Consider the following 23,620-nt stretch of genomic DNA (forward strand, 5'->3'; position numbering starts at 1 on the left):
GCGGAAGCCAAGGCTGCCTAAGCAGCTCAGGTATTCCTTCCGGTTCACTTGGAGATTCGTACATCCGATCCACGAAAGAAACGGAGAAGAGGGCCAATCCCAGGCCAATCCCGCCATGAATAATGGCAGTATGCGATAACCGCACCTCGCCCAAAAGGTCGGCTTAGTCTCCTGCGATCCACGCCACCTTCGGGCGCCCCTATGAGCAAGCAGTACCGCAATTGCGACGTAGAACACGGTTTGAAGGCGCCAGTCAGACACGACCACTACCACCCCTGCGGGCGACTCGACGGCTGCCAAAATTGCTCGCCAGGCCGCAGGGACAGACCCCAGGCTGGATTCATAGTCCCGAACCCAGAGCGGTTGCTGCGCCAGCAAGGATCGCCGCCATGAACTTGCGGTATAAAATGAGCAACAGGAATAGCAGCGGGAAGAGGGTGGGAAGGAGGGGTATCACAGTACCCATTACCGATCCAACGGCACCAGTTGTCGAGGCGATGGCAATAGCCGTCGCCGCGTCGTAGTTGGCGATAACGATCAGTCGGGTCGCTGTTGCAAGTAAGACGACGATCGGAGACGCAATTAGAGCCTTTGTTGTCGAGGATACCGCGAACGATAGTGAGCGGGGTTGCCGCGGAACCTGGACGATCGGGGGTGGCACTACAGGTCCATTCGGCGGTATAGGCGCGTTTTCTTCGGGCTTCTTCCTTTCCAATGCAGCCTCCTGGCAACTAGGAATGGCCATCAGCGCTAGACCATAGAGGCGCCATCCTTGTGCATCACGCAACCCTCGACGCAGCCTGAGTCGGGTGCACGACAATGAAATGGCCAGAGTCCCGAGGCAGATGGTGCTTCGCGACCACGGCGATTACGAGGAGGCCCGACCTGATGGCGGTGCTGGAGGATCAAGACAGCTGCGAGCAGGTCCGCGCCGAACACCAAACAAAAGGGTCGAGTCGGCCTGAGGCGCGGTGCCGGGATTGCTCCCGGTCCGTTTCCCCAGGCCGCTCGCCGAACCGTACGTGCGAGTTGGCCCCGCATACGGCTCTCCACGGTGCCGCCGTCCACTTGACCATCCGAACTAGATACTCAGATGATCAACGATGAGCTGCGAGCCCTCCACATCCGGGCCTCGACCGACACGAACCCCGCTCAAGTTCGAAGAGCCGTCATGCCCGGACTTTCCCACGCCCACGGGCGGACCGGCCGCGAACTCGGCTCTCGCACGTGGCGCGGGCGGCGGCACGAGTTCGAGTTAGGTGGCACACGGTGTCCGTCGGTCACGATTCGTAGGCTGGGCGCCGCCCGTTCGTCTATTGTCGGCGGTGTGGTCGGCCGTCGCCGCCACGCCCTGGCTCGCCAAGGACCAGCAGCGATCCGAGGACGAGACCGGTCAGGATCCCCGGAATCGCGATGACCACATCCGAGTCGGCCGAGTTGATTGGTGGGTTGCCGGCCAGTGCGGTGAAGAAGCCACAGACGCCGACGATCATGAGTGCGATCACGGCGGGCATGAGCACTAGCGGAAACACGAGCAGGGCAGTGGCGGTCACGGCCGGGTACCGCAGCCATTGCCGCGGCGTATCCGGGCGCCGCCAGGCCACCGCCACGACGCTGAGCGTCAACAGCCCGGTGAAGGCGAACGCGACCAGCAGCCGCGCCGAGGTGGGTTGGGGATACCCGTTGCGCAGCAGCCAGGGAGCGGTGGCGGCGATCGCGACGGCGACGGCACCGATCACGTATCGAGCCTGGGAGAGTCGGGGCGCGGCGCTGAGGGCGGCGCCGATCGCGATGAGCGCCAGCGTGCCGCTTGCCGCGGCGCTGCCGGGGTTGAGTGCCGGCTCGGTGTCGGTTGGCGACTCGGTCAGCATGCCGACGCCGGACAGCACGGCGGCGACAGCCGCCACGACGAGCAGCCCGGCACGGCTGGGCGTACCTCGGCAGGCGATACCCTGGTAGCAGCCGGCGACCGCCACCGCTGCCGCGGCAATCGCCAGCGGGATGGTGCCGTGGGACAACTCGGCCCGGTCGAGCCCGATGTCGACCGCGAGCCAGGCGAGCCCGCCGAGCAGGGCCGGCCCGGTGACTCGCCGCTGCGCGTGGGCGCAGACGACGACCGCGAGCACGATCGCCACGATGGCGTCCCAGCGTAGCTCCCTTGCCCAGTACGTGTTGTTCTCGCCCAGCGATCCGACCGCCGGCTCGCTCAACGGTTGCAGCAGGACCAGGCCGATCGACCACAGCACCGCCGCGCCCGCCGCTGCCACCGTCACCACCAGCTGCGCCGTGGTCAAACGCCAGGTCGACGCCGTGCCGCCGGCCGATGCCGAGGCTTCGACCCGCCCCGACGTCCGCTCGGGCGTCGGCGTCCCAGTGGACGCCGCCGGACCGGCACCGGCCGGCTCACCGGCCAAAGACTCCACCGCACCAGCGACCGGCACCACGGTCGGCCCTGTCGGGGTACGGCCTGGAGTGCAGAGCTACGTACAGCTGATCTTGCAGAGGTGCGCACCGTTTGTCCGTCGTCAGCGGGTGACTGAGGGTGAGGCTGCTCGGGTCGTGATCGGACCGGCGTGGGGCGGCTGGCGGTGGGGGCGTTGGATGAACAGCGGTGGCTGGATGTGCGTCGGTTCCGGGCGTTGCACGAGGCTGGTGCGAATGTTTCGGAGATCGCTCGTGAGACGGGCCTGAACTGGCGGACGGTGAAGAAGTACCTGGCTGCTGGTGGCGGCGAGGTGGTGCCGCCGGTTGCGGCGAGGCCGGCTCGTGGGCAGCTGATCGATGTGTTCGCGCATGTGGTCGATGCGTGGTTGCGGGCGGAGTTGCTGCTCAAGGGCACGGTGATCCATGAACGTCTGGTCGAGCAGTACGGGTTCACCGGTAACTACCAGCGGGTGAAGTTGTATCTGCAGCAGGCCCGTCCGCGGATCGCGGCGGAGTTGGGGATCAGCCCGGATCAGCTGGCCGGGCTGCATCGGCGGTTCGAGGTCGTTCCGGGTGCGCAGGCCCAGGTGGACTGGGGCGACGAAGGCGACATCCTGGCTCACGTCGGGATCCCGAAGGTGTACTCGTTCCACATGGTGCTGTCGTACTCGCGGGATCCGTTCTGCTGCTTCACCACCAGCCAGGACCTGGCCGCGTTCTGGGAGTGTCACCGGCGGGCGTTCGCGCACTTCGGCGGGGTTCCCGGTGCGATCGTCTACGACCGGACCAAGACCGTGGTCCGCCGGCACGTCGCTCCGGGCCTGGCGGTGCCGCTGCACCCGGAAGCGGTCGCCTTCGCCGGGCACTACGACTTCGACATCGATGTGCTGGCCGCCTACCGGCCGACTGGCAAAGGGCGGGTCGAACGGCAGGTCACCATCGTCCGTGATCATGTCCTGGCCGGGCGGGCGTTCTCGTCGCTGGCCGAGCTCGACGCCACGTTCGTGGCCTGGGTTCCGCAGCGGCGGGCCGTGCGGCACCGCACCCACGGTGAGATCATCGGCGTGCGGGCGGTCCGGGACCACGCCGCGCTGCGACCGATCCCGGCCAGGGCGTATGTGGTCGCCGACCGGCATCTGCGGCACGTTGGCAAGGACTGCCTGGTCGCCTACGCCGGCAACCTCTACTCCGTGCCGGCCCGGCGGGTCCGCCACCGCCAGCTCGTGGAGATCCGGGCGACCGCCGCCACCATCGCCATCCACGCCACCGTCGACGGCCTGGACGGCGCCACGCTGCTGGCCACGCACCAGCGGGCCGTCGGCCGCGGCGCCCGCGTCGTCGACGAAACCCACTGGGACGGTCTTCCCGACGGGCACACCCGTGCCGTCACCACCGGCGACCCCGACGGCGGGCAGTCGACCACACGCCGACCGGCCCGCCACAACGGCGGCCAGGGACCGCTGCAAGCCCTACTCAACCGGGCCGCCGCCGCCCAGATCGCCGTCGAGGCCCGGCCGCTGTCGGTCTATGAGCAGATCGCTGCCGCCAGCCCGTTTACCCACCGCCCACACCTGAAGGACGCCTCGAAGTGAGTGAGCTGGTCACCAACCGCATCCACGCCAGCGCCACCAAGCTCGGCCTGCCTCACCTGGCCAAGACGCTGCGGGAACTCACCGGCCGAGCCGACACCGAGGCCATGGGCTACCTGGAGTTCCTCGACCTCGTACTGGAAGAGGAACTCGCCGTCCGCGACGAACGCCGCTTCCGCGCCGGGCTGCGCCTGTCGAAACTGCCGCACCACAAAACCCTCGACGACTACGACTTCAGCTTCCAACCCGACCTGGACCCCCGCAAAGTTCGTGACCTCGCGACCCTCGCGTTCGTGCAGGCCAAAGCCAACGTCGCTCTCCTCGGCCCACCCGGCGTCGGCAAGACCCACATCGCCGTGTCCCTCGCGGTCGCCGCCTGCCGAGCCGGATTCACCGTCTACTTCACCACCCTCGACGACATGGTCCGCCACCTCACCGCCGCCGACGCGATCGGCCGACTCGCCCGCAAGCTGCAAACCTACCTACGCCCCACCGTCCTGGTCATCGACGAAGTGGGCTACCAACCCCTCGAACGGCCCGAGGCCAACCTCGTCTTCCAGGTGATCTCCAAACGCTACGAGAAAGGCTCCACCCTGCTCACCTCGAACAAGGGCTTCGGCGAATGGGGCCAGGTCTTCGGCGACGAGGTCCTGGCCACCGCCATCCTCGACCGACTCCTGCACCACTGCGACGTCGTCCCGATCAACGGCCCCAGCTACCGACTCAAGAACCGCCTCACCGCCATCGAGAACGTCGCCTAATGCCCACCCCGGCCACCCCGAACGACCCCGCGGCCACCGGCGACACCCACCACCGCGACCTGCTACAACTCCTGCTCCAGATCTGCGAGGACTTCCTCGCCAACACCGGGCCGGCGACCCACCACGAGGTCGACACCCTCCTACGCGCCCGCGGCATCACCGGCGGACCCGGATGGCTGATCGACATGCTCGGCCTCACACGCCTGCGCCTGCAAGACGCAACCCACCGTGACGAACAAGGCGTCCACCACGACACCTGACCTCTGCAAGATCAGCCGTACTCACCTCTGCACTCCAACGAGTACCCCGACAGTCGGCCCGCTCGTAGCCGCGCCGGTGGGCCGCGTCCGGACGGCGGCCCACCCGAACGACACCGCACACACCGTCCATGGCAGCAGCCAACATGTGGTCGACGTGATCCACCACGGCATCGGTCCACTGACGGCGCCATCAAGGGCGAGCAGCAACATCGCGACCGTCGAGGCGAGCCCGGCCGCCACCGGCGCTCCGGCCAGCGCCCACACCCAGCTCCGGCGGGACTGCCCGGCCGCAACGCGACGGGACGTGACAACGACCACCACGAATGTCGCCAGCGCCCAGACCAGTACCGTGATCGCGCCGCCGCCGATGGGTATCAAGGTGAGCGTGTCACCGCCTGCGCGCTGCCATCCGAGAAGGGCGACACCGAGAGAGGCGACCACGAGGCCGGCCCGTCCCCAGATCCGAGCCCAGCCGGTCTGCGTGGCGGCATGCCCGCCCAGCCACCGGCCCGCGACCGCACCGTAACCCGAGGTGACGACCGCGGTCAGAAGAGGGACCCCCAGGTACCCGTGTTCGTCGGGGAACCGGCCGATGTCAAGCAGCACGGTGTTGAGCAGCATCTGCACCGCCGTCCAGACCCCGACGCCGAACCCAGCGGCCAGCAGCAGCCCCATCGAGACGCGCAGCGCCGGACCGGGAACGCGCCACCACTCCCAACGGCTACGCGGCACGCCGTCCTCGTCGTGCGCCCGCGGACCGGCGGCCAGGCTCACCGCGAACCTCAGCCGTTGCCACGCGGTCCCAGGTGCCTGTTCGAGCATTGCCAGCTCAGCGAACCAATCCCGGGACAGGTCGGCACGCAGGTCAGCCGGCCAGCGGCGGACCGCCAGCCGCAGGCAGACGTGGATGATGCGGGTCAGGACTCCCATGTCGGCCTCAAATTCACCGTGCCGCGCTGCGGCGCGTGCCGCTGCCGATATGCCGCCAGCTGCGCACGGGCGCTCTGCACGCCGTCCGGGGTGAGCCGGAACCAGCGCCGAGCCGGCCGGCCTGCCGACACCGGATCGATGTCCTCCCAGTGCGCATCCAGCCATCCGGCGCCCAGCAACCGGGTGAGGATGGGGTAGATGGTGCCACTCGGGTAGCCGGTGACGCGCATAACGTCGAGCCCGTAACGCTCGACCGTGGGATCGTCGAGGAAAACCTCGAGGACCCTCACCAGCGTGGTGGTGATTCGTATCGGTGGAGTCACGGCGCTTATCCTACATAGGGCAGCATGCTTCCGCTACATAGCCCCACCCGTGAATGCTACGACTATGTCGTCGGATGCCTGAGCGGGATGGGTGACGGGTCATATCCCATACACCGGGACCCATGAGGCTACCGACGCCGGTGACTCGCGTCGGGAAACCGCGAAGTAGGTCCGGACACTTCGGCCCGCCAGCGTCCGGACCTACCTTGCGGACCGCTGGTCAGAGCCTTGATCATCCGCACCCTTCGGATGGACGCGACAGCCAATCTGTCGCGCCCGCCCGAACGTTGCGAGTGTCCGGGTAATCATGCGAGGCCTCCGGGGCCTTAACCCCGATCTCGTCCCGGCCAGCCGACTCCGGAAAGCTCTGCATTGACAGCGGTCGGTAGCCTACCTACATGCGGTCATCTCCGCCGGTTGTCGGCGACAGGGTGCCGTTGCGGCCACCGCCGCCGGATCGGCTGCGCGATCGGCTACGTCGCCGGTTCCGCGCGTTGGGCGCCTATACCGGACCCTGGCTGAACAGCTCTACGGACAGTTCTATACAGCGCAGGCGGGCTGGAGAGAAGTCGTAGGGCATCTTGCCGACGGCTTCGAGTACGCTCATCTCCCGCCTGCCAGAGCCGAGGTCGGCCCCGTCCTCGCCGTGGTTGGCGGTGGCAGGGTGCAGAGTGTCCCAGGCGTCGAAGAGGGCGTCGTCGTCCTTGTCCAGGCCGGACTCCTCGATGACGGTTTGCAGGGCGCTTTCGAAGGCGTGCCGCTCGGCTGCGACCTGAGCCACCCGTGGATCGTCGACGGCGACGCTGTCGTCGAGTGCCTCCTCGGCGGCATCGACGCGGTCGGATTCCTTCCGCAGGTCGGGATGCGTGGCCAGCGCGACGAAGCGGGTGGCCTGGACGGCCGCGCCGAGCGGGCCGAAGATCCGCTCGGTGACCAGCAGAGTGTCCAGGTCCGCCTGACGCAGCGAGCCTTCGGGCAGGTTCTTGAGGCGTTCGGTGACGAAGTCGGAGAGCAGGCCCATCCGGCTGCCTTCGGTGCGCATCCGCTGCACGGCGGTCCGTTGCCGCCGCAACTCCGCCTCCTGCTCGGCGAGGCTTTCCTCCAACCGCTCCAGGATGCCCGCGATACCGTCGCCGCTGTCCTCCTGGCCGGAGCGCGCACCGGCGGAAGCCGCGCCGGTGGTGAAGGCGTCACGGATGTCGTCCAGGGCGATCCCGGCGTCGGCCATCTTGCGGATCCAGAGCAGGCGGATCATGTCCTCGTACCCGTAGCGGCGGCGGTCGTCAGCGCCCCGCTCAGGCTCGGGGAGCAGGCCGATCTCGTGGTAATGGCGAATCGCCCGTGGCGTGCTGCCGGCGAAGGCCGCCGCGTCACCGATCTTGACCTGGCGGGGTGGCCTGAGAGACGGATGCATGGGCAGGGACCTTTCGGCAAGGAATCGGGACGTAGGTCCACTGGAACACATGCCGCTACGGAAGGTGCAACCCGTACACACCGCCCCGCAGCACGACGGACGGTTCAGTCGGGGAAGCGGCGGGCGACCTGGGCGCGGGTCGGCATCGAGACCGCGCCGCCGGGCGACTCGCAGACCAGCCCGGCGACCCGGAGCGCGTAGCCGACCCGCTCGGACCAGCCGGCCGGGTCCGCCGGGACCCCGTCGGCGAGCAGGTCGGCGATCAGGGCCGCCATCACCGAGTCGCCGGCACCGGTGGCGTCGACGGCGTCGACCACGGGCGCCGGCAGGCGTACCGGAGTTCCGCCGGCTGCGGTCGAGACCAGCGCGCCGCGCGAGCCTAGGGTGACCACGACGGCGCCGGCGCCGGCGCCGGCGCCGGCGCCGGCGCCGAGATCGTGCAGCCGCCCGGCGGTGGCCGCCGGGTCGGTCTCACCGTAGAGCACCTCGGCGTCGGCGACGCTCAGCTTGACCAGGTCGGCGGAGGCGACGAACTCGGCGACCACGTCCCGCAGCCCGGCCACCGCGGCCCGGTCCGGGAGCAGCCGGGGCCGCACGTTCGGGTCGAAGACCCGCAGGCCGGTGGCGGACGTCCAGGCCAGCCGGGCGGCGGCCAGCACCGGCGGGCAGAGCAGCACGATCGAGCCGGCGTAGAGCACCGAGGCGCCCTCGACCAGGGGTACGTCGAGATCGTCCGGCCCGAGCAGCCCGTAGGAGAGCGGCTCCCCGTAGAACCGGAAGTCCGGTTCCGCCCCGGCGAAGGTGGCCACGGCCAGCGCGGTCGGCACCGGGTGCACCCGGACGCCCCGCCGGCCGACCCCGGCGACGGTGAGGAACTCGGTGATCCGCCCGGCGAGTACGTCGTCGCCGAGCGAGCCGACGAACTCCACCTCGGCGCCGAGCCGGGCCGCCCCGACGGCCACGTTCAGCGGCGCCCCGCCGATCGCCTGCCGGTAGACGGGCTGCCCGTCGTACTCGCCGTCGAGCAGGTCGACCAGGGCCTCGCCCAGCACCACCGCGTATCCCATCCGAGCCTCCCGCCCCGCCGCACCGGCCGCGTCCCGGTGTGTTCCCCCTGACCCTGGCACATCCGCGATCCGCCCCGGACGTCGGGCCGATCTCGACCGGAAACGTTTCATCGAGAGATTCCTATTGCCACCGGGCCGGGTTCCGTGATGCGATTGCCGGTACCGAGCCAGTGCGGGGGCTGACGCGCTGTGCCGGGTGCCGGCAAGGGGCCACGCGAAGGGCACACATCCGTGATCGGACTGTGCGCCGTGTCGCCCGTCTGCCCTCAGCAGATTCCAGCCCACCACCTCTGGCGGGGCGGACCGGCGATATCGCAACCAGTCCCGGAAGCGGGCGCCCGTCGTCCCACGGGTCCCCCGCAGTTCGTCCGCAGCGTCGGTCAACGGCTGCGGCAGTGCCCCCAGAAGGAGAACTCGGTGAAACGTCTTCGCAGGATCGCGGTGCTCGGCGCCGTGGCCGCGCTCACCGCCGGTGTCATCACGGTGGTCAACCCCACCCCGGTCGTCGCGCACGGTGCCGCCATGGCGCCGGGCAGCCGTACCTTCCTCTGCTGGAAGGACGGGCTCAGCCAGCAGGGTGACATCAGGCCGAACAACCCGGCCTGTGCGGCCGCGGTGGCGCAGAGCGGGGCCAACTCGCTCTACAACTGGTTCAGCGTGCTGCGCTCGGACGCGGGCGGTCGGACCACCGGCTTCGTCGCGGACGGGCAGCTGTGCAGCGGTGGCAACACCAGCTTCAGCGGCTACAACCTGGCCCGGAACGACTGGCCGCTGACCCACCTGACCGCCGGTGGCAACTTCAACTTCAAGTACAGCAACTGGGCCCACCACCCGGGCACGTTCTACTTCTACGTGACCCGGGACGGCTTCAGCCCGACCAAGGCGCTGGCCTGGGGCGACCTGGAGGCCACCCCGTTCCTGACCGTGACCAACCCGCCGCAGAGCGGCGCGGTCGGCTCCAACGAGGGCCACTACTACTTCAGCGGGCGGCTGCCGAGCGGTAAGAGCGGCCGGCACATCATCTACTCCCGCTGGGTCCGCTCGGACAGCCAGGAGAACTTCTTCGGCTGCTCCGACGTGGTCTTCGACGGCGGCAACGGCGAGGTCACCGGGGTCGGCCCGGGCACCGGCAACCCGACCAACCCGCCCACCACCAACCCCACCAACCCGCCGACCGGCAACCCGACCAACCCGCCGACCAGCAACCCGGGCACCGGCGCCTGCACCGCGACCTACCGCTCGACCGGTAGCTGGAGCGGCGGCTTCCAGGCCGAGGTGACCGTCCGGAACAGCGGCACCGCCGCGATCAGCGGCTGGACCGCCGGCTGGACCTGGGCGAACGGCGAGAGCATCGGCAGCCTGTGGAACGGCACGCACACCCAGAGCGGCAGTTCGGTGAGCGTCCGCAACGTGGCGCACAACGGCAGCATCGCTCCGGGGGCGAGTGCCAGCTTCGGCTTCGTGGGCAGCGGCAACAACAGCTCCGCCCCGACGCTCACCTGCACCAGCCCGTAACCAGTACAGCGGACAAGTGAACGGGCCCGGCGCCGGTGGCGCCGGGCCCGTTCGCCGCCTCGGGGACTTCTCCGCAGGTCAGCGCATTGTCGGGGTGGTCAGCGCACCATCGAGCCGACCACCGGCTTGGTCAGCAACGCCGACTGGTTGCGCTGGATGCCGGGGTCCAGGGTGCGGGCCACGAAGATCGCGTGCCAGACACAGAAGATGAGTACGGTCCAGATCTTGCGGGAGTGGTCGGCCTCGCCCCGCCGGTGCTCCTCGAGCAGGCGCAGCGCGTACGACAGGTCGAGCAGCTCACCGGCGCCGGAGATCGAGAAGATGTGCCGGGCCCAGTCGTACATCTCGCCGGCCAGCCAGACCCGGGTCGGGGTGGGGAAGCCGAGCTTGCGCCGGTTGACGATGGCCGGCGGCACCACGCCCTGCAACGCCTGCCGCATCGCGTATTTCGTGGCGTCGGAGCGGGGCGGCAGTTTCAGGTCCACCGGGATACCGGCGGCCACCTCGAAGACCTCCCGGTCCAGGAACGGCACCCGCACCTCCAGCGAGTGCGCCATCGAGATCCGGTCCGCCTTGACCAGGATGTCGCCGCGCAGCCAGGTGTAGAGGTCGACGTACTGCATCTTGGTCACGTCGTCCAGCTCGGTGCACTCGGCGTAGATCGGCGCGGTGACGTCGGTGTAGCGCACCCCGGGGTCGTACCGGCGGAGCAGCTTCTCCTTCTCCTCCTCGGTGAACATCCGGGCGTTGCCGTAGTAGCGCTCCTCGATCGGGGTGGTGCCGCGTTCCAGGAAGCTCTTGCCCTTGACCCCCTGCGGGATCGCCTTGGAGACCGCGCGCAGCCCCTTCTGCACCCCGCCCGGCAGCCCGTTGACCGTGCCGAGCGAGAGCGGCTCCCGATAGATCGTGTACCCGCCGAAGAACTCGTCGGCGCCCTCGCCGGAGAGCACCACCGTGACGTGCTCGGCGGCCTTCTTCGCCACGAAGTAGAGCGGCACCAGGGCCGGGTCGGCGACCGGGTCGTCCAGATGCCAGACGATCTTCGGCAGCGCCTCCATCATGTCCTGCGGACCGATCTTGGTCGGGATGGTGGTCACCCCGAGGTGCCGGGCCGAGTCCTGGGCCACCTCGATCTCCGAGTAGCCGGGGACGTCGTAGCCGACGGTGAAGGTGAGGATGTTCGGGTTGAACTCCCGGGCCAGCGCCACCACGGCGGTCGAGTCGATGCCGCTGGAGAGGAAGCAGCCGACCGGCACGTCGGCCCGCATGTGCATCCGGACGCTCTCCCGCAGCGTCTCCCGGATCCGGTCGTAGAGCTTCTGCGGCTCCTGCACCGGGGCGGGCCGGAACACCGGCCGGTACCAGCGGCGCACCTCGATCTGCCGGCCCGGCGTCCAGGTCAGGTACTCCCCCGAGCCGATCCGGTTGATGCCCTGGTGCAGGGTCCCGGGCTCGGGGACGTACTGCAACGTCAGGTAGTGCGACAGGTTGGCGGTGTCCACCCCGGCGTCCCCGGCGTGCGCCGCCGGTGCGAACGGCAGCAGCGCCTTCTTCTCGGAGGCGAGGTAGACCCCGTCCCGGGTCTGGAGGTAGTGCAGCGGCTTGATCCCGAAGTAGTCCCGGGCGCCGAAGGCGCGGCGCTGCTGCCGGTCCCAGATCACGAAGGCGAACATCCCGCGCAGCCGGGTGAGCACCTGCTCGCCCCAGTAGTGGAAGCCGGCGACGATCACCTCGCCGTCACCGGCGGTGGCGAACTGGGCGCCGTAGTCCCGGGCCAGCTCCTCGCGCAGCTCGATGTAGTTGTAGATCTCACCGTTGAAGGTCAGCAGGTATCGGCCGCCCGCGTACGGCAGCGGCTCGTGGCTGGAGGCCACGTCGATGATCGAGAGCCGCTTGTGCGCGAAGACGGCGTCGGTGTACCCGTCCGGGGTGGTGATCACCTCTACCCCGGTCTCGTCCGGTCCCCGGTGGTGCAGGCATTCCAACGCACCGGCCAGGGCGTCTCGGTGTGCGCCGGCGTTGCCGTGCGCGCTGAAGAAGGCCAGGAGTCCGCACATGGCGGTCATCTTTCCACGCGTACCGGTCCGCTGTGCCGGCACCGCCACCGAGACCGACCGGTCCGGGCACGGTACGGTCGGAGCACGCCAGAAGCACAGACCAGGTCAGCCGGACGAGGGACCGGGTCGCCGGCCGACGGGGTGCCGAGGCGCTCCCCCGCCCGCCCGCCGACTCCGGCCACGGCGGGAACGGGGCCGGACGAGGAAGGAACGGCGATGTCAGACGAGCGCACCGACATCACGGCGGAGCCGGCAGAGGTGGAGACGGCCCGGACGGAGTCGCACGACCCGGACTTTCCGGAGAAGTTCCTCGAGTTCATGCGGCAGGGCTGGCGGGACAGCACCCTGCCGGTCGGCCCCCGCCCCGAGGTCCCCAACCACGCCAAGCGGCGCTCGGCGCTCTCCGCCGCGCTGCCCGGCGAGACCCTGGTGATCCCGACCGGCCCGGAGAAGGTACGCGCCAACGACACCGCGCACCGGTTCCGCCCCGGCAGCGACTTCGTCTACCTGACCGGCGACCACGAACCGGACAGCGTGCTGGTGATGCGCCCGAACGGCTCCGGCCACGACGCGGTGCTCTACATGCGGCCCCGCTCGTCCCGGGACGGCGACGAGTTCTTCCGCAGCCGAAACGGCGAGCTGTGGGTCGGCCGCCGGCACACCCTGACCGAGAAGGCGACCGAGCTGGGCATCGAGACCGCGCCGCTGTCCGAGCTGCCGGCCGCGCTGGCCGACTGCGCCCCGGGGCGGACCCGGGTGCTGCGCGGGCTGGACCCGTCGGTGGACGGCGCGGTGCGGCCGTACGACCCGCCGCAGGGCGGGACCGGGCAGGGCGGGGCGGCGGAGGGCGGAAAGGCCGACGGCGCCGAGCGGCTCGGCCGGGACCGCGAACTCGCCGCGCTGCTCAGCGAGCAGAAGCTGGTCAAGGACGAGTGGGAGATCGCCCAGCTCCAGGAGGCGGTCGACGCCACCGTACGCGGCTTCGAGGACGTCGCCCGGGTGCTGCCGGCCGACCGGGCGGTCAGCGAGCGGCTGCTGGAGGGGATCTTCGGGCTGCGGGCCCGGCACGACGGCTACGACGTCGGCTACAACTCGATCGTCGGGGCCGGCGAGCACGCCACGATCCTGCACTGGATCCACAACACCGGCATCACCCGCCCGGGTGAGCTGCTGCTGATGGACATGGGGGTGGAGGGGCGCAACCTCTACACCGCCGACGTGACCCGGGTGCTGCCGGTCTCCGGCACCTTCTCGCCGCTGCAACGCCAGGTCTACGACATCGTGTACGCCGCCCAGCAGGCCGGCATCGACTTCGTCCGCCCCGGCGTGACCTTCAAGGACGTGCACCGGACCTGCATGCGGGTGCTCGCCGAAGGGCTGGCCGAGCTGGGGCTGCTGCCGGTGAGCGTGGACGAGGCGATGGACGAGACCTCGACGGTCTACCGCCGGTGGACGCTGCACGGCTTCGGGCACATGCTCGGGCTCGACGTGCACGACTGCGCCAACGCCCGCAAGGAGAACTACCGGGAGGGCACCCTCGGCGAGGGCTACGTGCTGACCGTCGAACCGGGGCTCTATTTCCAGCCCGAGGACGACCTGGTGCCGGCGGAGCTGCGCGGGATCGGCATCCGGATCGAGGACGACGTACTGGTGACGGCCGACGGCGCGGTAAACCTCTCGGCCGGGCTGCCCCGGGCGGCCGACGAGGTCGAGGCGTGGCTGGCCGAGCAGCGGGAGGCCGGGTTCCGGCTGCCGGGCTGACCCGGCCGGTACGGCGACGCCGCTCGACCGTCCCACGTTCACCTCGATCGTCTTCACGTTGTTCGCCTCGATCGTTTTCACGTTCGCTGTCGGCAGACCGCGACGGTACGATGGCGCTGCGTCGTCACACCGGAGGAGCAGGAGAGGTGTGGTGTGCCCGGACACAGCCTCGGCGAGCCGTCCCGCGTACCGACCAGGAGTGTGCTCCGGCCGATCTTCGCGCTCGCCGGCGCGGTCGCCTTCGTCTGTGGCTACATCGGGCTCTACCAGCACATCGACCGGGTCGGCGGCTACGGGACCGACCCGTTCGACCTTTTCTACTACGACCTACAGCTCTTCGTGCTCGGGTCACCCCCGCTGGACGAGGGCGGGCCGTTCCCGCCGCTGCTGGACTTCGCCCGGTTCGCGGCGCCGGCCGTCACCGCGTACGCCGTGGTGGAGGCGTGCCGGCTGCTCTTCGCCACCGAACTGCGCCGGCTGCGCGACCGAAACGCCCGCGGACACGTCATCGTCTGCGGCGACGGCTTGGTCGCGGACACCCTGGCCCGCCGGCTCCAGGCCGCCGGACACCGGGTGGTGGCAGTCCGCTCCGACGACACCACCCCGGCCGGCTCCGGGCAGGTGGCGCGGGCGGCCCGGGATCCGGCCGTGCTGCGCGGCGCCGGCATCGGGCGGGCCAGGGCGGTCTACGCGTGTACCGACGACAGCGCCACCAACGCGGCGATCGGGCTGGCCGCGGCCCGGCACGGCCGTTCCCCGCTGGCCGTCTACGCCCAGATCGCCGACCCGGAACTCTGCCTCGCCCTACAGGCCCGGCACCTCGGGTTGGCCCGGCACCCCGGCGCCCGGCTGGACTTCTTCAACATCGACGACCTGGCCGCCCGGAAACTCTTCGCCGAGGACCCGCTGACCGCCGTCGACGGTCGGCCGCCCCGGGTGGTGGTGCTCGGCGCCACCGCCTTCGGCCGGGCGGTACTCGTCGAACTGGCCCGCCGCTGGCGGGTACGCGACCCGCACGGCGCCCGGCGGGTGCCGCTGGTACTCGTCGACGAGGCGGCCACCGAGGCGGCGGCCCAGCTGACCCACCGCTACCCGTTCCTGTCCCGGGTCTGCCGGATCGTCCCGCTCGACGGCGGCCTCGGCGAGCTGCTCGACCAGCTGCCCCGAGCCGGATTCCCGCTCCCGCCGGACAGGGTCTTCATCTGCTACGACGACGAGGAGCGGGCGCTGAAGACGGCACTCACCGCCGAGCAGCTCTGGCACGGCGGCCCCGGCTCGATGGTGGTCCGGCTGGACCGGCTGGCGAACCTGCGGGAGGCGTTCGGCAGCGGGCACGGCCTCGGCATCCTCGACGACCTCTCCGGTGCGCTCCGGCTCTACGGCGTGGTGCACGCCGCCTGCGATCCGGCGCTGATCGGGGACGACCTGGTGGAGCGGCTGGCCCGGGTGATCCACGAGAGTTACGTGGTGGCCCGGCGCCGGCACGGCGAGCGGCCCGGCGGCAATCCGGCGCTGGTGCCCTGGGAGGAGTTGCCGGAGTCGCTGCGCCGGGCGAACCGCGCCCAGGCCAAGGACATCGGCCGGAAGCTGCGCGAGCTGGGCTGCGCCCTGTCGCCCCGGGTCGGTCCGGCTGACGAGCACGCCCTGAAGGAGCCCGAGATCGAACGACTCGCCGTCCTGGAACACCAGCGTTGGCTGGCGGAGCAGGTGGCGAGCGGGTGGCGGTACGCGCCGGACCGGGACGACGAGCGGCGCCTCCATCCGGCATTGAGCCCCTGGGAGGATCTACGGGAAGATCTCCGGGAGCGTAACCACGAGGCGGTCCGGGAACTCCCGGTCATCCTGGCCGACGCGGGCTTCCGGATCGTCCGCGTCGGGCACGCGTAACGACGAACGGACGGTGCTCGATGACCCGGATCGGTGTCACTGGGCACGTGATGCTCGCCGACGGCACGGCGGAACTGGTCTACGCCCGGCTCACCGAGGAGCTGCGCCCGTACGCCGGGCCGGAGCTGCACGGGATCACCTGCCTCGCCGACGGTGCCGACCAGCTCTTCGCCCGGGCGGTACTCGCCTGCGGCGGGAGCTACGAGGCGGTGATCCCGGCCCTGGACTACCGGCAACGGGCGGTACGGGAGCACAACCTGCGCGACTTCGACGAGTTGCTGCGCGGGGCCACCTCGGTGTCGTACATGCCGTTCCCGTGTTCGGGGCGGGAGGCGTACCTGGCGGCGAGCCTGGAGATGCTCCGCCGCTGCGAGCGGCTCTTCGCGATCTGGGACGGCCACCCGTCGGCGGACGTGGGCGACACCGCGGACGTGGTCCGAGCCGCCCACGAACACCAACTGCCGGTCACCGTACTCTGGCCGTCCGGGGCGCAGCGGCAGTGACCGGGCGTTCGACACCGGCGTGACCGACGTCTTCCGCCAGCCGATGCCGGACGGGAACCAGCGCGGCAGCACCGGGCGGAACGGCTTCGACCAGGTCCTGGACAAGTGGCGGGCGGCGGTGGTCAGCCACGCCGGCTGGTTAATGCGGGCGATCGTGGCCGCGTCAGTGCCGGGTGACCGCGTCGTAGCTGCTGAGCAGCGCGCGGGCCAGCGGAGTGAGGGTGTGGTGGGCGGCCTTGCCGTGCCGGGTGGTGCGCAGCAGCCCGGCGTCGCGGAGCACGCTGGCGTGCTGGGACGCGGACGGGGTGCTGATGCCGGCCCGCCGGGCCAGGTCGGTGGTGTTCGCGCCGACCAGGGCGGCCCGGAGGACCGCGGCCCGGGAGCGCCCGAGCAGCGCGGTCAACGGATCGCCGGTGGCGGCGGTGGCGGCGAGCGCGTACGCCGGCACCGGCCGGTGGCCCGGCGCACGGCTTCCCGGGGTGCGCGGCCGGCGCACCGGATAGCCCAGCACGACCGAGTCCGGCCGGGTGCCGACCCAGGGCCGCCGGGCGAAGACCGACGGCACCAGCAACAGGCCGGTGCCGTTGGGCCGCAGGTCCAGGTCGACCGCGGAGGTCACCGAGAGCACCGGGTTGCGCCACACCGCCCACGGGTCGAACATCGCCAGCAGTGCCTGCACCCCACCGGTGGCCAGGGCCCGGCTGCGCTCGTTGACGTCGAGCCGGACCACCGACTCCCAGGCGGCAAGTTCGGTGCCGATCCGCCGCTCGTAGTAGCCCCGGACGGCCGCCGCCAGGCTCCGCCCCCGGCCCGCCGAGGTGGTGAGCAGCCAGGCGAGGGCTCCCTCCAGGGTCCGGTCCTCGGAGAGCGGGGCGAGCAGCTCGGCCGAACCAGCCGGTCCAGCCACGCCGGCCGGGCCGGCGCCGGTCGACTCGGCCAGTTCGCGCAGCCAGCCGGCCAGATCCGGGCCGGCCACCGGGTCCGGTGCGTCGCCGGCCGGGGCGCCGGCCAGGCTGACGACCACCTCGTACAGCGGCAGCGGGGCGGGAGCGATCCGGGTCCGGGCGATGTCCTCGGGGCCCAACCAGATCCGGATCATCACCACCTCCAGGCCTCGGCCGGGCGGTCCGGCCCGACTGCTGTCTGCTCACCAGACGCGGTCGCCCCGCCGCCCAGTTGTCGACTCTCCGGACGGTTTGGACCCAGTCAAAAGCATTGCCCGGACGGGCTGATCGGCTCGTAACTGGGAGGCAGGAGCCGGCCGGTGACGGTCTGGCCCGGCCGGACGGACGGATGGACCACCGTCGTGCCCGGCGTACGCCGCCCGGGGGCTCGCGGTGCGGCGCCGATACGAAGGAGGCTTCATGCCGGTGTCCAGACGGATCAGCTGGAGCGCGGCGGCGATGGCCGCCGTACTCGCCGCGACGGGATGCAGTGGCGGCGGCGAGGAGGCGAGCGCCCCGGACGCCGACGCGGTGGTGCGGATCGGGATCGCCGAGCCGCAGCACCTGATACCCTCGAACGCCACCGAGAGCGCCGGGGCGCAGGTACTGGCCGCGCTCTACACCCCGCTGGTGGAGTTCGACGAGGACAGGAAGCCGGTCGAGGTGGCCGCCGAGTCGATCGAGTCGACGGACAACACACTGTGGACGGTAAAGCTGAAGAGCGGGTACACCTTCCACAATGGTGAGCCGGTAACCGCCGACAGCTACATCAACGCCTGGAACCACGCCGCGTACGGTCCGAACGGCAACGGCGGGTCGTACTTCTTCGGCCAGATCCAGGGCTTCGACGACGTCCAATCGACCGACCCGGACGGCGAGGGACCGCAGACGGCGCCGGAGCCGAAGGCGAAGAAGCTGACCGGCCTGCAGAAGGTGGACGACCTCACCTTCACCATCACCCTCTCCGGGTCGTTCGCCGAGTTCGAGTCGGTGCTCGGCTACCACGTCTTCGCGCCGCTGCCGAACGCCGCGTGGGCCTCGGACGGGGTGCTGCAGGAGGGCTTCGAGGAGGCGCCGATCGGCAACGGCCCGTTCAAGATGAAGGGCAGCTGGCAGCACGACAGCCGGATCGAGGTCGAGCGGTACGACGCGCACCCCGGTCCGAAGCCGAAGGTCGGCGGCGTGGCCTTCCAGATCTACCAGGCGCTCAGCGCCGACTACGCGGACCTGCTCGCCGGCAACAACGACGTGACCCGGCAGGTGCCGACCGAGGCGCTGGGCACCGCACCCGGCGACCTGGGCGACCGGTTCAAGAGAAGTCCGTTGTCGTCGTTCCAGTTCCTCGCCTTCCCCACCTTCCAGCCCGAGTTCGCGAAGGCGGAGGTACGCAAGGCGATCTCGATGGCGATCGACCGGGACGAGATCGTGAAGACCGTCTTCAAGGACTCGCAGACCTCGGCCAGGTCCTTCGTCTCCCCGCTGCTCGCAGGTGCCCGGCCGGACACCTGCGGCGAGGCGTGCCAGTTCGACCCGGCGAAGGCGAAGGCGGCGTACCAGGCGGCCGGCGGGCCGGCGAAGTTGCAGATCTCCTACAACGGCGACGGCGGCCACAAGGACTGGGTGGAGGCGACCTGCAACCAGCTCTCCAACAACCTCGGCGTGGACTGCACCAGCACCCCGGAGGCACGCTTCGCCGACCTGCTGAACAAGGTGGAGGCGAAGACCCCGGTCGGGATGTTCCGGATGGGCTGGTCGATGGACTACCCGTCGATGCAGAACTACCTGGGTCCGATCTACACCACCGACGGGTCGTCGAACTACTACGGGTTCAGCAACGCCGACTTCGACCGGCTTGTCTCCGAGGGTGAGCGGGCGCCGAACCAGGAGGAGGCGATCAAGAAGTACCAGGAGGCGGAGCAGATCCTGGCCCGGGAGATGCCGGTGATCCCGCTGCGGTTCGGGCAGAACAACTTCGGCCACTCGACCCGGGTCGGCAACGTCGAGCTGAACCCGCGGGGCCAGGTCGACCTGCTGAAAATCGAGGTGACCGGCTGACCGGTGGCCCGGCAGGTAACCAACTGGCGCTGGAGCGCTTGGAGTGCTTTGTCAAGGCTTGATTGGGCAGGGGGGTTTCCGTGTGGGGAACCGTGTTTGCAGGTTTGGCAGGGTTTGCGGGTTGGGCAGGCGCCGGCCAGGCGGACGAGTAGGTGCGGCAGCTGCCGGAGTGCTCGGGGCCAGTCGACGATCAGCCTCCTCTCGGGAAGGTTCTGATCGCGGTGTGCGGCCAGGAGCGTCCGCCCGGCCGGCGGTGCGTCACACCGTCGGCCGGGCGGCTCGGGATCAGGTGGTCTCCCACCGAACGTTGCTCACGCTTCTACGCAGGGCGAGTAGACAGTCGGTTTGGAGCCTTTCCAGACGGTGCCGCTCGCGTCCCGCACCTGCACCGTCGAGAACCAGGTCGTGGCCTGGACACCATGGGCATCCATCGCGGTCGGCCAGGGCAGATCGTCTCCGGACAGCTGAGACGTGCCGATCGACTGGCCGTGAGGCATGAAGGGCAACGCATAACCGTAGCAGTCGTACGGTCGCGCCTTGTACGTAAGGTTGATCACCCCGATGTAGGAATCGTACGAGTCGCGGGCTCTCCATCGAATCCCGTACCAGACCTGGTCCCCGACGTGCTGGACACATCCCGCCAGCAGCAGGCTTGGCGCCTGTCGGGCGGGGCCACTGACCTTGGTCAGGGTAACAGTGGTCCACACTCCACACTGCAAAGGTGGCGCGGACGGCGTGGGAGTAGCGGCCACCGCACCGGTGCCGGTCGTACCGCTGAGGTCGCTTGCCGCTGCGTTGCTGGCAAAGGCACCTGCGCCGATCGCGGCAGTGACGGCGAGCCCGAGGGCGGCCAGCCGCCTCGCATGACCCGACCGCCACCGGTTGATCCTGGAATTCAAAAGCTGGTCCTTCCATGACGGTTTGCACCGACGAGCAGAATCCACCTCGGTCGCCCAGAGAGCGACGCCGCACAGTATCCCCTCGTGCCTACAGATTGGTTTCATCGCTCGTGACGTCCAGCCAGCGGCGGTCGTGGCCGAACAGCAGGCGCGACTTCTAGTACTGCAACGGCACTTATGGGGGCTGTCGTCGCCGGTAGTGGCTTTGCTGGGCTTGCCATTGTCGGTGACGGCGGAAGCGTGACCAGGCGACCACGTGGTCGTTGGTTTCGTGGCGGTCCTGACGCAGTTTGATGATCAGTTTGCGGGCTTCGGGAACGGTGATGGGGATGAGTTGCTCACCGTCAGGCGATTTGCCCCCTTTAGGTCCTCGGCGCGGATAACCGCCAGCCAGGCCAGGGCCAGCATCGACAAGGTGATGTGGGCGTACCAGCCCCGCCAGGTACGCACCTGATAGTGGTCCAGGCCCGCCTCCTGCTTGGCCTGCTTGAAGCACTCCTCTACCGGCCACCGTCGCCCCGCTACCCAGACCAGCGTGGCGAGGGTGGTCCGCCTCGACGCGTAGCAGATGTAGTAGGCGATCTCGGTCGGGTCGCTGACGCTGCGTCGGGCCAGGAGCCAGTGTCCACGCCCGGGCGCCCACCACGGCCGGATCGGCACCCTGGCCCAGTCGTAGACCCGCGGCCCGTGCGCGCCGTCCCCACAGGACAGACGACGCCAGGCCCTGGCCGGTAGCTGGGCGACGATGGTGTCGACCCGGCCGTGCCCGATCCCCTGGGCCGACACGTCGTCGTTGCACCGGGTCGCCACCACATGGAACACGTCCCGCTCTTCCAGCCACACCCGCAGGTACTTGGCCTGCCCGAACGCCTCGTCGGCGGTGAACCAGCTCGGCGCCGACGGCTGGCGGCTGATCGACTGGGACACCGTGCGGATCGCGCCGCCCGAACGCGACCTCTGGCTGGTGGAGCCCGGTGACGGCTCGGTGCTCGACGCCTATGCCAAGGCGACCGGGGTGGCGCCGCAGGACGAGGTGCTGGAGCTGTACCGCAGCTGGTGGCACCTTGCCGACGTCGCCGAGGAGACCAGCCGGTTCCGCGCCCCGCACACCGGCACCGAGGACGACGACGAGTCGTTCGCGATCCTGCGCTCGGTGCTCGACCACATCAGCACACTGCCGGCCGCCGGCACCGGATCGCGATGACCGGCGGAGAACCGGGTCGCGACAAGCGGCGCCGGGGACCGGACACCGTACCGCCGCCGGTCGGCCCGGGTGCTGCTGCTCGACCGCGCGGACCGGCTCCTGTTGCTGCGCTGCCTGCTCGATCCGGCCGACCCGGCCGGCGGGCACTGCTGGTTGGTGCCCGGCGGCGGCGTGCGGGACGGTGAGTCGCTGCCCCGGGCCGCCGTCCGGGAGTTGCACGAGGAGGTCGGCCTGCTGGTCGGGCCGGACGCCCTCGGCGGCCCGGTGGCGTACTGCGCCGGCTACGCCGATCTCGGCTGGGCCGAGGGTGTCTTCCGGGACGACTTCTTCTGGCACCGGGCCCAGGCGCACCGCGTCGACACCAGCCGGATGGAAGAGGGCGAGCGGAACGCCCTGGTCGGACACCGCTGGTGGAGCACCGCCGAGCTGGCGACGACCGACGAGCGGATCCTGCCGTTCGGGCTGGCCGATCTGCTTACCGCCCTGCTGGCCGGCGGCGCACCGGCGGCACCGGTACGCCTGCCGTGGCGCCACTGACCGAGACTGTTCCGCCGAGCGGCCCTGACCCGGGCGGAGCGCGGTCGGAAGTCAGATCGCCGTGGCCGTGGACCTGCTCCGAGCGGCCACCTGATCCCGGCCTGCTCCGGGCGGCTACCAGATCTCGCAGGCCCGGCCGTTGACGGTGCAGCTGATCGGCCGCTCGCCGTCACCCCAGCGTTCGAACTGGAACCGCAGCGGGTCGGAGCGCCCACCGCCCAGCGGCGCACCGCTGCGGAAGATCCACCGTCCGTCGTCGCGGTCCACCCACGGCCGGGGCGCACCGTCGACCCAGACCGCCCGCAGGTCGTCGACCTCGCGCGGGAAGCGCAGTTCCACGGTCCAGGACTGGGCCGAGCCGCCGGTGTTCCGGACCAGCACCTCGGCGATGAACGAGTCCCGATAGTCGGAAAGTACCCGGTAGCGGCCGGTCAGCGCGGGCTCGGCCGGCTTCGGCGCGGTGGTGGTCGGCCGGGCTCGCGGCGGCGCGCTGCGCGGCGGCGCGGAACGCGACGCCCCCGCCCTGTCGCCGCCGGGCCGGTCCGAACTGGGTGGCGGGGTTCGGGAACCCGGCGTCGGCGACGCGGCGGGGTCCGCCGGGCCGGTGCCGGAGGCGAGCGCGGACGGGGTCGAGCCGGGCGCGAACGGCCAGTCCGGATCGGGTGCCCCAGAGGTGCGCCGGTCGCCGGTGAGGTAGCCGGTGGCGAAGGCGAAGAGCACCGTCATCACCAGCACACCGGCCAGTACGACGATCCAGGGTGCCGCCGCGAACCAACGCGGTCGGGTCGGGTCGGAGGTCCTCACCGAGCCGGGATCCGCACCGAGATCTCGTCGCCGAGCCGCCGTCCGGCGGAAAGCTCCAGGTCGTCACCGCTCCAGAACCGGCCGGGGTCGTACCAGTTGGGCCGGCGACCGGCCGGGAGCAGCCCCATCGCCTGGTAGGTCGCCGCGACGACCTCGGCACAGTACGCCGTCTCCAGAGTGCTGTCACTCGGCCGGCGGCGTACGGCGGGCGCCCGGCCGCGCAGCCACCGCCAGGCCAGCTGGGCGGTGGACGGGAACGGCGTCCCGTCCAGGCGGGCGATGGTACGCAGCACCGCGTTCTCCATCTCGTCGTCGGCCGTCGGTTCGAGTTGCCGAAGCCAGCCGCGCTGGCCGTACCGGGTTCCCCAGACCCGGACCGCGTCCCGCAGGTCGTGCAGCTGCACGCCCCGGTGGTGGCCACCGGACCACATGTCGGGCAGCGACCGGCCGAGTTCGGCGTGCCACATTAACGGCGGCAGGTCCTCGATGACCACGGACATTCCGACATGGTTCACCGGACTGTTCGTGGTGATCTGGATCGCCCGATCCGGCACGCTGCGCCCCCGGAAGACCCAGACGTCACCGGTACGGGTCAGCTCGACCGCCTCGTCGAGGCTGAGTTCGGTGCGCTCCTCGGCCATCGCCCCCACCTCGGTCCGCCGGGCCGTTCCCGGCCTGGCGACTAC

At 70.5% G+C, this 23,620-nt stretch carries 20 protein-coding genes and 2 pseudogenes; 10 read left to right on the top strand and 12 right to left on the bottom strand.

The features are described 5' to 3' along the window. Nucleotides 1–340: 340 nt before the first annotated feature. Nucleotides 341–715: a hypothetical protein gene (locus tag O7626_RS21600; protein WP_278062950.1), complete on the bottom strand. Its 375-nt coding sequence runs from the start codon at nt 713–715 to the stop codon at nt 341–343. A gap of 598 nt (nt 716–1,313) precedes the next feature. Further along, nucleotides 1,314–2,294 (bottom strand): hypothetical protein, encoded by a 981-nt coding sequence (locus tag O7626_RS21605; protein ID WP_278062951.1) that lies wholly within the window; start codon nt 2,292–2,294, stop codon nt 1,314–1,316. Nucleotides 2,295–2,621: 327 nt separating this feature from the next. Between O7626_RS21605 and istA the strand changes: the two genes are divergently transcribed. From istA to O7626_RS21620, 3 genes are read left to right on the top strand one after another with little or no spacing between them, the layout of a single operon-like run. Next, a complete protein-coding gene (gene istA, locus O7626_RS21610) occupies nt 2,622–4,016 on the top strand; it encodes an IS21 family transposase (RefSeq protein WP_278066157.1) in 1,395 nt (464 codons plus the stop codon). Beyond that, nucleotides 4,013–4,774, top strand: coding sequence for an IS21-like element helper ATPase IstB (gene istB / locus O7626_RS21615; protein WP_013289162.1), 762 nt, complete (start codon nt 4,013–4,015; stop codon nt 4,772–4,774). The genes istA and istB overlap by 4 nt, the downstream gene beginning before the upstream one ends. Continuing rightward, nucleotides 4,774–5,034 (top strand): hypothetical protein, encoded by a 261-nt coding sequence (locus tag O7626_RS21620; protein WP_278061704.1) that lies wholly within the window; start codon nt 4,774–4,776, stop codon nt 5,032–5,034. Before istB ends, O7626_RS21620 begins: the two co-directional genes overlap by 1 nt. Nucleotides 5,035–5,055: 21 nt before the next feature. Here O7626_RS21620 and O7626_RS21625 read toward each other — a convergent pair whose 3' ends face one another. The 4 genes from O7626_RS21625 to O7626_RS21640 form a co-directional block, all read right to left on the bottom strand. Continuing rightward, nucleotides 5,056–5,964, bottom strand: a complete 909-nt coding sequence (locus tag O7626_RS21625; protein WP_278062952.1) for a hypothetical protein — start codon at nt 5,962–5,964, stop codon at nt 5,056–5,058. Then, entirely contained in the window at nt 5,952–6,287 is a 336-nt protein-coding gene (locus O7626_RS21630; protein WP_278062953.1) for a helix-turn-helix transcriptional regulator, read from the bottom strand. The genes O7626_RS21625 and O7626_RS21630 overlap by 13 nt, the downstream gene beginning before the upstream one ends. A 502-nt stretch (nt 6,288–6,789) precedes the next feature. Further along, a complete protein-coding gene (locus tag O7626_RS21635) occupies nt 6,790–7,701 on the bottom strand; it encodes a MerR family transcriptional regulator (RefSeq protein WP_278062954.1) in 912 nt (303 codons plus the stop codon). Nucleotides 7,702–7,805: 104 nt separating this feature from the next. After that, entirely contained in the window at nt 7,806–8,768 is a 963-nt protein-coding gene (locus O7626_RS21640; protein WP_278062955.1) for a PfkB family carbohydrate kinase, read from the bottom strand. A gap of 453 nt (nt 8,769–9,221) precedes the next feature. On the opposite strand from O7626_RS21640, the gene O7626_RS21645 reads away from it, so the two are divergent. Next, entirely contained in the window at nt 9,222–10,283 is a 1,062-nt protein-coding gene (locus O7626_RS21645; RefSeq protein ID WP_278066252.1) for a lytic polysaccharide monooxygenase, read from the top strand. A 98-nt stretch (nt 10,284–10,381) separates the two neighbouring features. Here O7626_RS21645 and asnB read toward each other — a convergent pair whose 3' ends face one another. Then, nucleotides 10,382–12,340 carry an asparagine synthase (glutamine-hydrolyzing) gene (gene asnB, locus O7626_RS21650; RefSeq protein WP_278066253.1) on the bottom strand — a complete coding sequence of 653 codons (1,959 nt, stop codon included), beginning with the start codon at nt 12,338–12,340 and terminating at the stop codon, nt 10,382–10,384. Nucleotides 12,341–12,556: 216 nt separating this feature from the next. On the opposite strand from asnB, the gene O7626_RS21655 reads away from it, so the two are divergent. The 3 genes from O7626_RS21655 (at nt 12,557) to O7626_RS21665 (ending at nt 16,491) form a co-directional block, all read left to right on the top strand. Beyond that, nucleotides 12,557–14,101 (top strand): aminopeptidase P family protein, encoded by a 1,545-nt coding sequence (locus tag O7626_RS21655; RefSeq protein ID WP_278062956.1) that lies wholly within the window; start codon nt 12,557–12,559, stop codon nt 14,099–14,101. A gap of 153 nt (nt 14,102–14,254) precedes the next feature. Further along, on the top strand, nt 14,255–15,988 hold the full coding sequence (locus tag O7626_RS21660; RefSeq protein WP_278062957.1) for a RyR domain-containing protein: 1,734 nt from the start codon (nt 14,255–14,257) through the stop codon (nt 15,986–15,988). Nucleotides 15,989–16,008: 20 nt separating this feature from the next. Further along, nucleotides 16,009–16,491: a hypothetical protein gene (locus O7626_RS21665; protein WP_278062958.1), complete on the top strand. Its 483-nt coding sequence runs from the start codon at nt 16,009–16,011 to the stop codon at nt 16,489–16,491. A 163-nt stretch (nt 16,492–16,654) separates the two neighbouring features. Here the strand turns inward: O7626_RS21665 and O7626_RS21670 are convergent, their stop codons facing one another. Next, the gene (locus O7626_RS21670; RefSeq protein WP_278062959.1) at nt 16,655–17,590 is read right to left on the bottom strand and encodes a winged helix-turn-helix domain-containing protein; all 936 of its coding nucleotides are present in this window, start codon (nt 17,588–17,590) and stop codon (nt 16,655–16,657) included. A 265-nt stretch (nt 17,591–17,855) separates the two neighbouring features. Here O7626_RS21670 and O7626_RS21675 point away from each other — a divergent pair, with 265 nt between their 5' ends. Continuing rightward, nucleotides 17,856–19,490 carry an ABC transporter substrate-binding protein gene (locus tag O7626_RS21675; protein WP_278062960.1) on the top strand — a complete coding sequence of 545 codons (1,635 nt, stop codon included), beginning with the start codon at nt 17,856–17,858 and terminating at the stop codon, nt 19,488–19,490. Nucleotides 19,491–19,801: 311 nt separating this feature from the next. Here the strand turns inward: O7626_RS21675 and O7626_RS21680 are convergent, their stop codons facing one another. Both O7626_RS21680 and O7626_RS21685 read right to left on the bottom strand, forming a co-directional pair. Then, nucleotides 19,802–20,389: a hypothetical protein gene (locus O7626_RS21680; protein ID WP_278062961.1), complete on the bottom strand. Its 588-nt coding sequence runs from the start codon at nt 20,387–20,389 to the stop codon at nt 19,802–19,804. A gap of 297 nt (nt 20,390–20,686) precedes the next feature. Beyond that, nucleotides 20,687–21,286 (bottom strand): annotated as a pseudogene (locus O7626_RS21685) (transposase); the annotation flags it as partial. 31 nt (nt 21,287–21,317) lie between these two features. On the opposite strand from O7626_RS21685, the gene O7626_RS21690 reads away from it, so the two are divergent. Together O7626_RS21690 and O7626_RS21695 are read left to right on the top strand one after the other, a co-directional pair. After that, nucleotides 21,318–21,593, top strand: coding sequence for a hypothetical protein (locus tag O7626_RS21690; RefSeq protein WP_278062962.1), 276 nt, complete (start codon nt 21,318–21,320; stop codon nt 21,591–21,593). Between the two features lie 63 nt (nt 21,594–21,656). Then, a pseudogene (locus O7626_RS21695) lies at nt 21,657–22,130 on the top strand (NUDIX domain-containing protein); the annotation flags it as partial. Nucleotides 22,131–22,244: 114 nt separating this feature from the next. On the opposite strand, the gene O7626_RS21700 reads toward O7626_RS21695, so the two are convergent. Then, a complete protein-coding gene (locus O7626_RS21700) occupies nt 22,245–22,934 on the bottom strand; it encodes a cellulose-binding protein (protein WP_278062963.1) in 690 nt (229 codons plus the stop codon). After that, entirely contained in the window at nt 22,931–23,575 is a 645-nt protein-coding gene (locus O7626_RS21705) for a hypothetical protein (protein WP_278062964.1), read from the bottom strand. Before O7626_RS21705 ends, O7626_RS21700 begins: the two co-directional genes overlap by 4 nt. Between the last annotated feature and the right edge of the window lie 45 nt (nt 23,576–23,620).

The sequence above is a fragment of the Micromonospora sp. WMMD1102 genome, from assembly GCF_029626265.1.
Classification (GTDB): domain Bacteria; phylum Actinomycetota; class Actinomycetes; order Mycobacteriales; family Micromonosporaceae; genus Plantactinospora.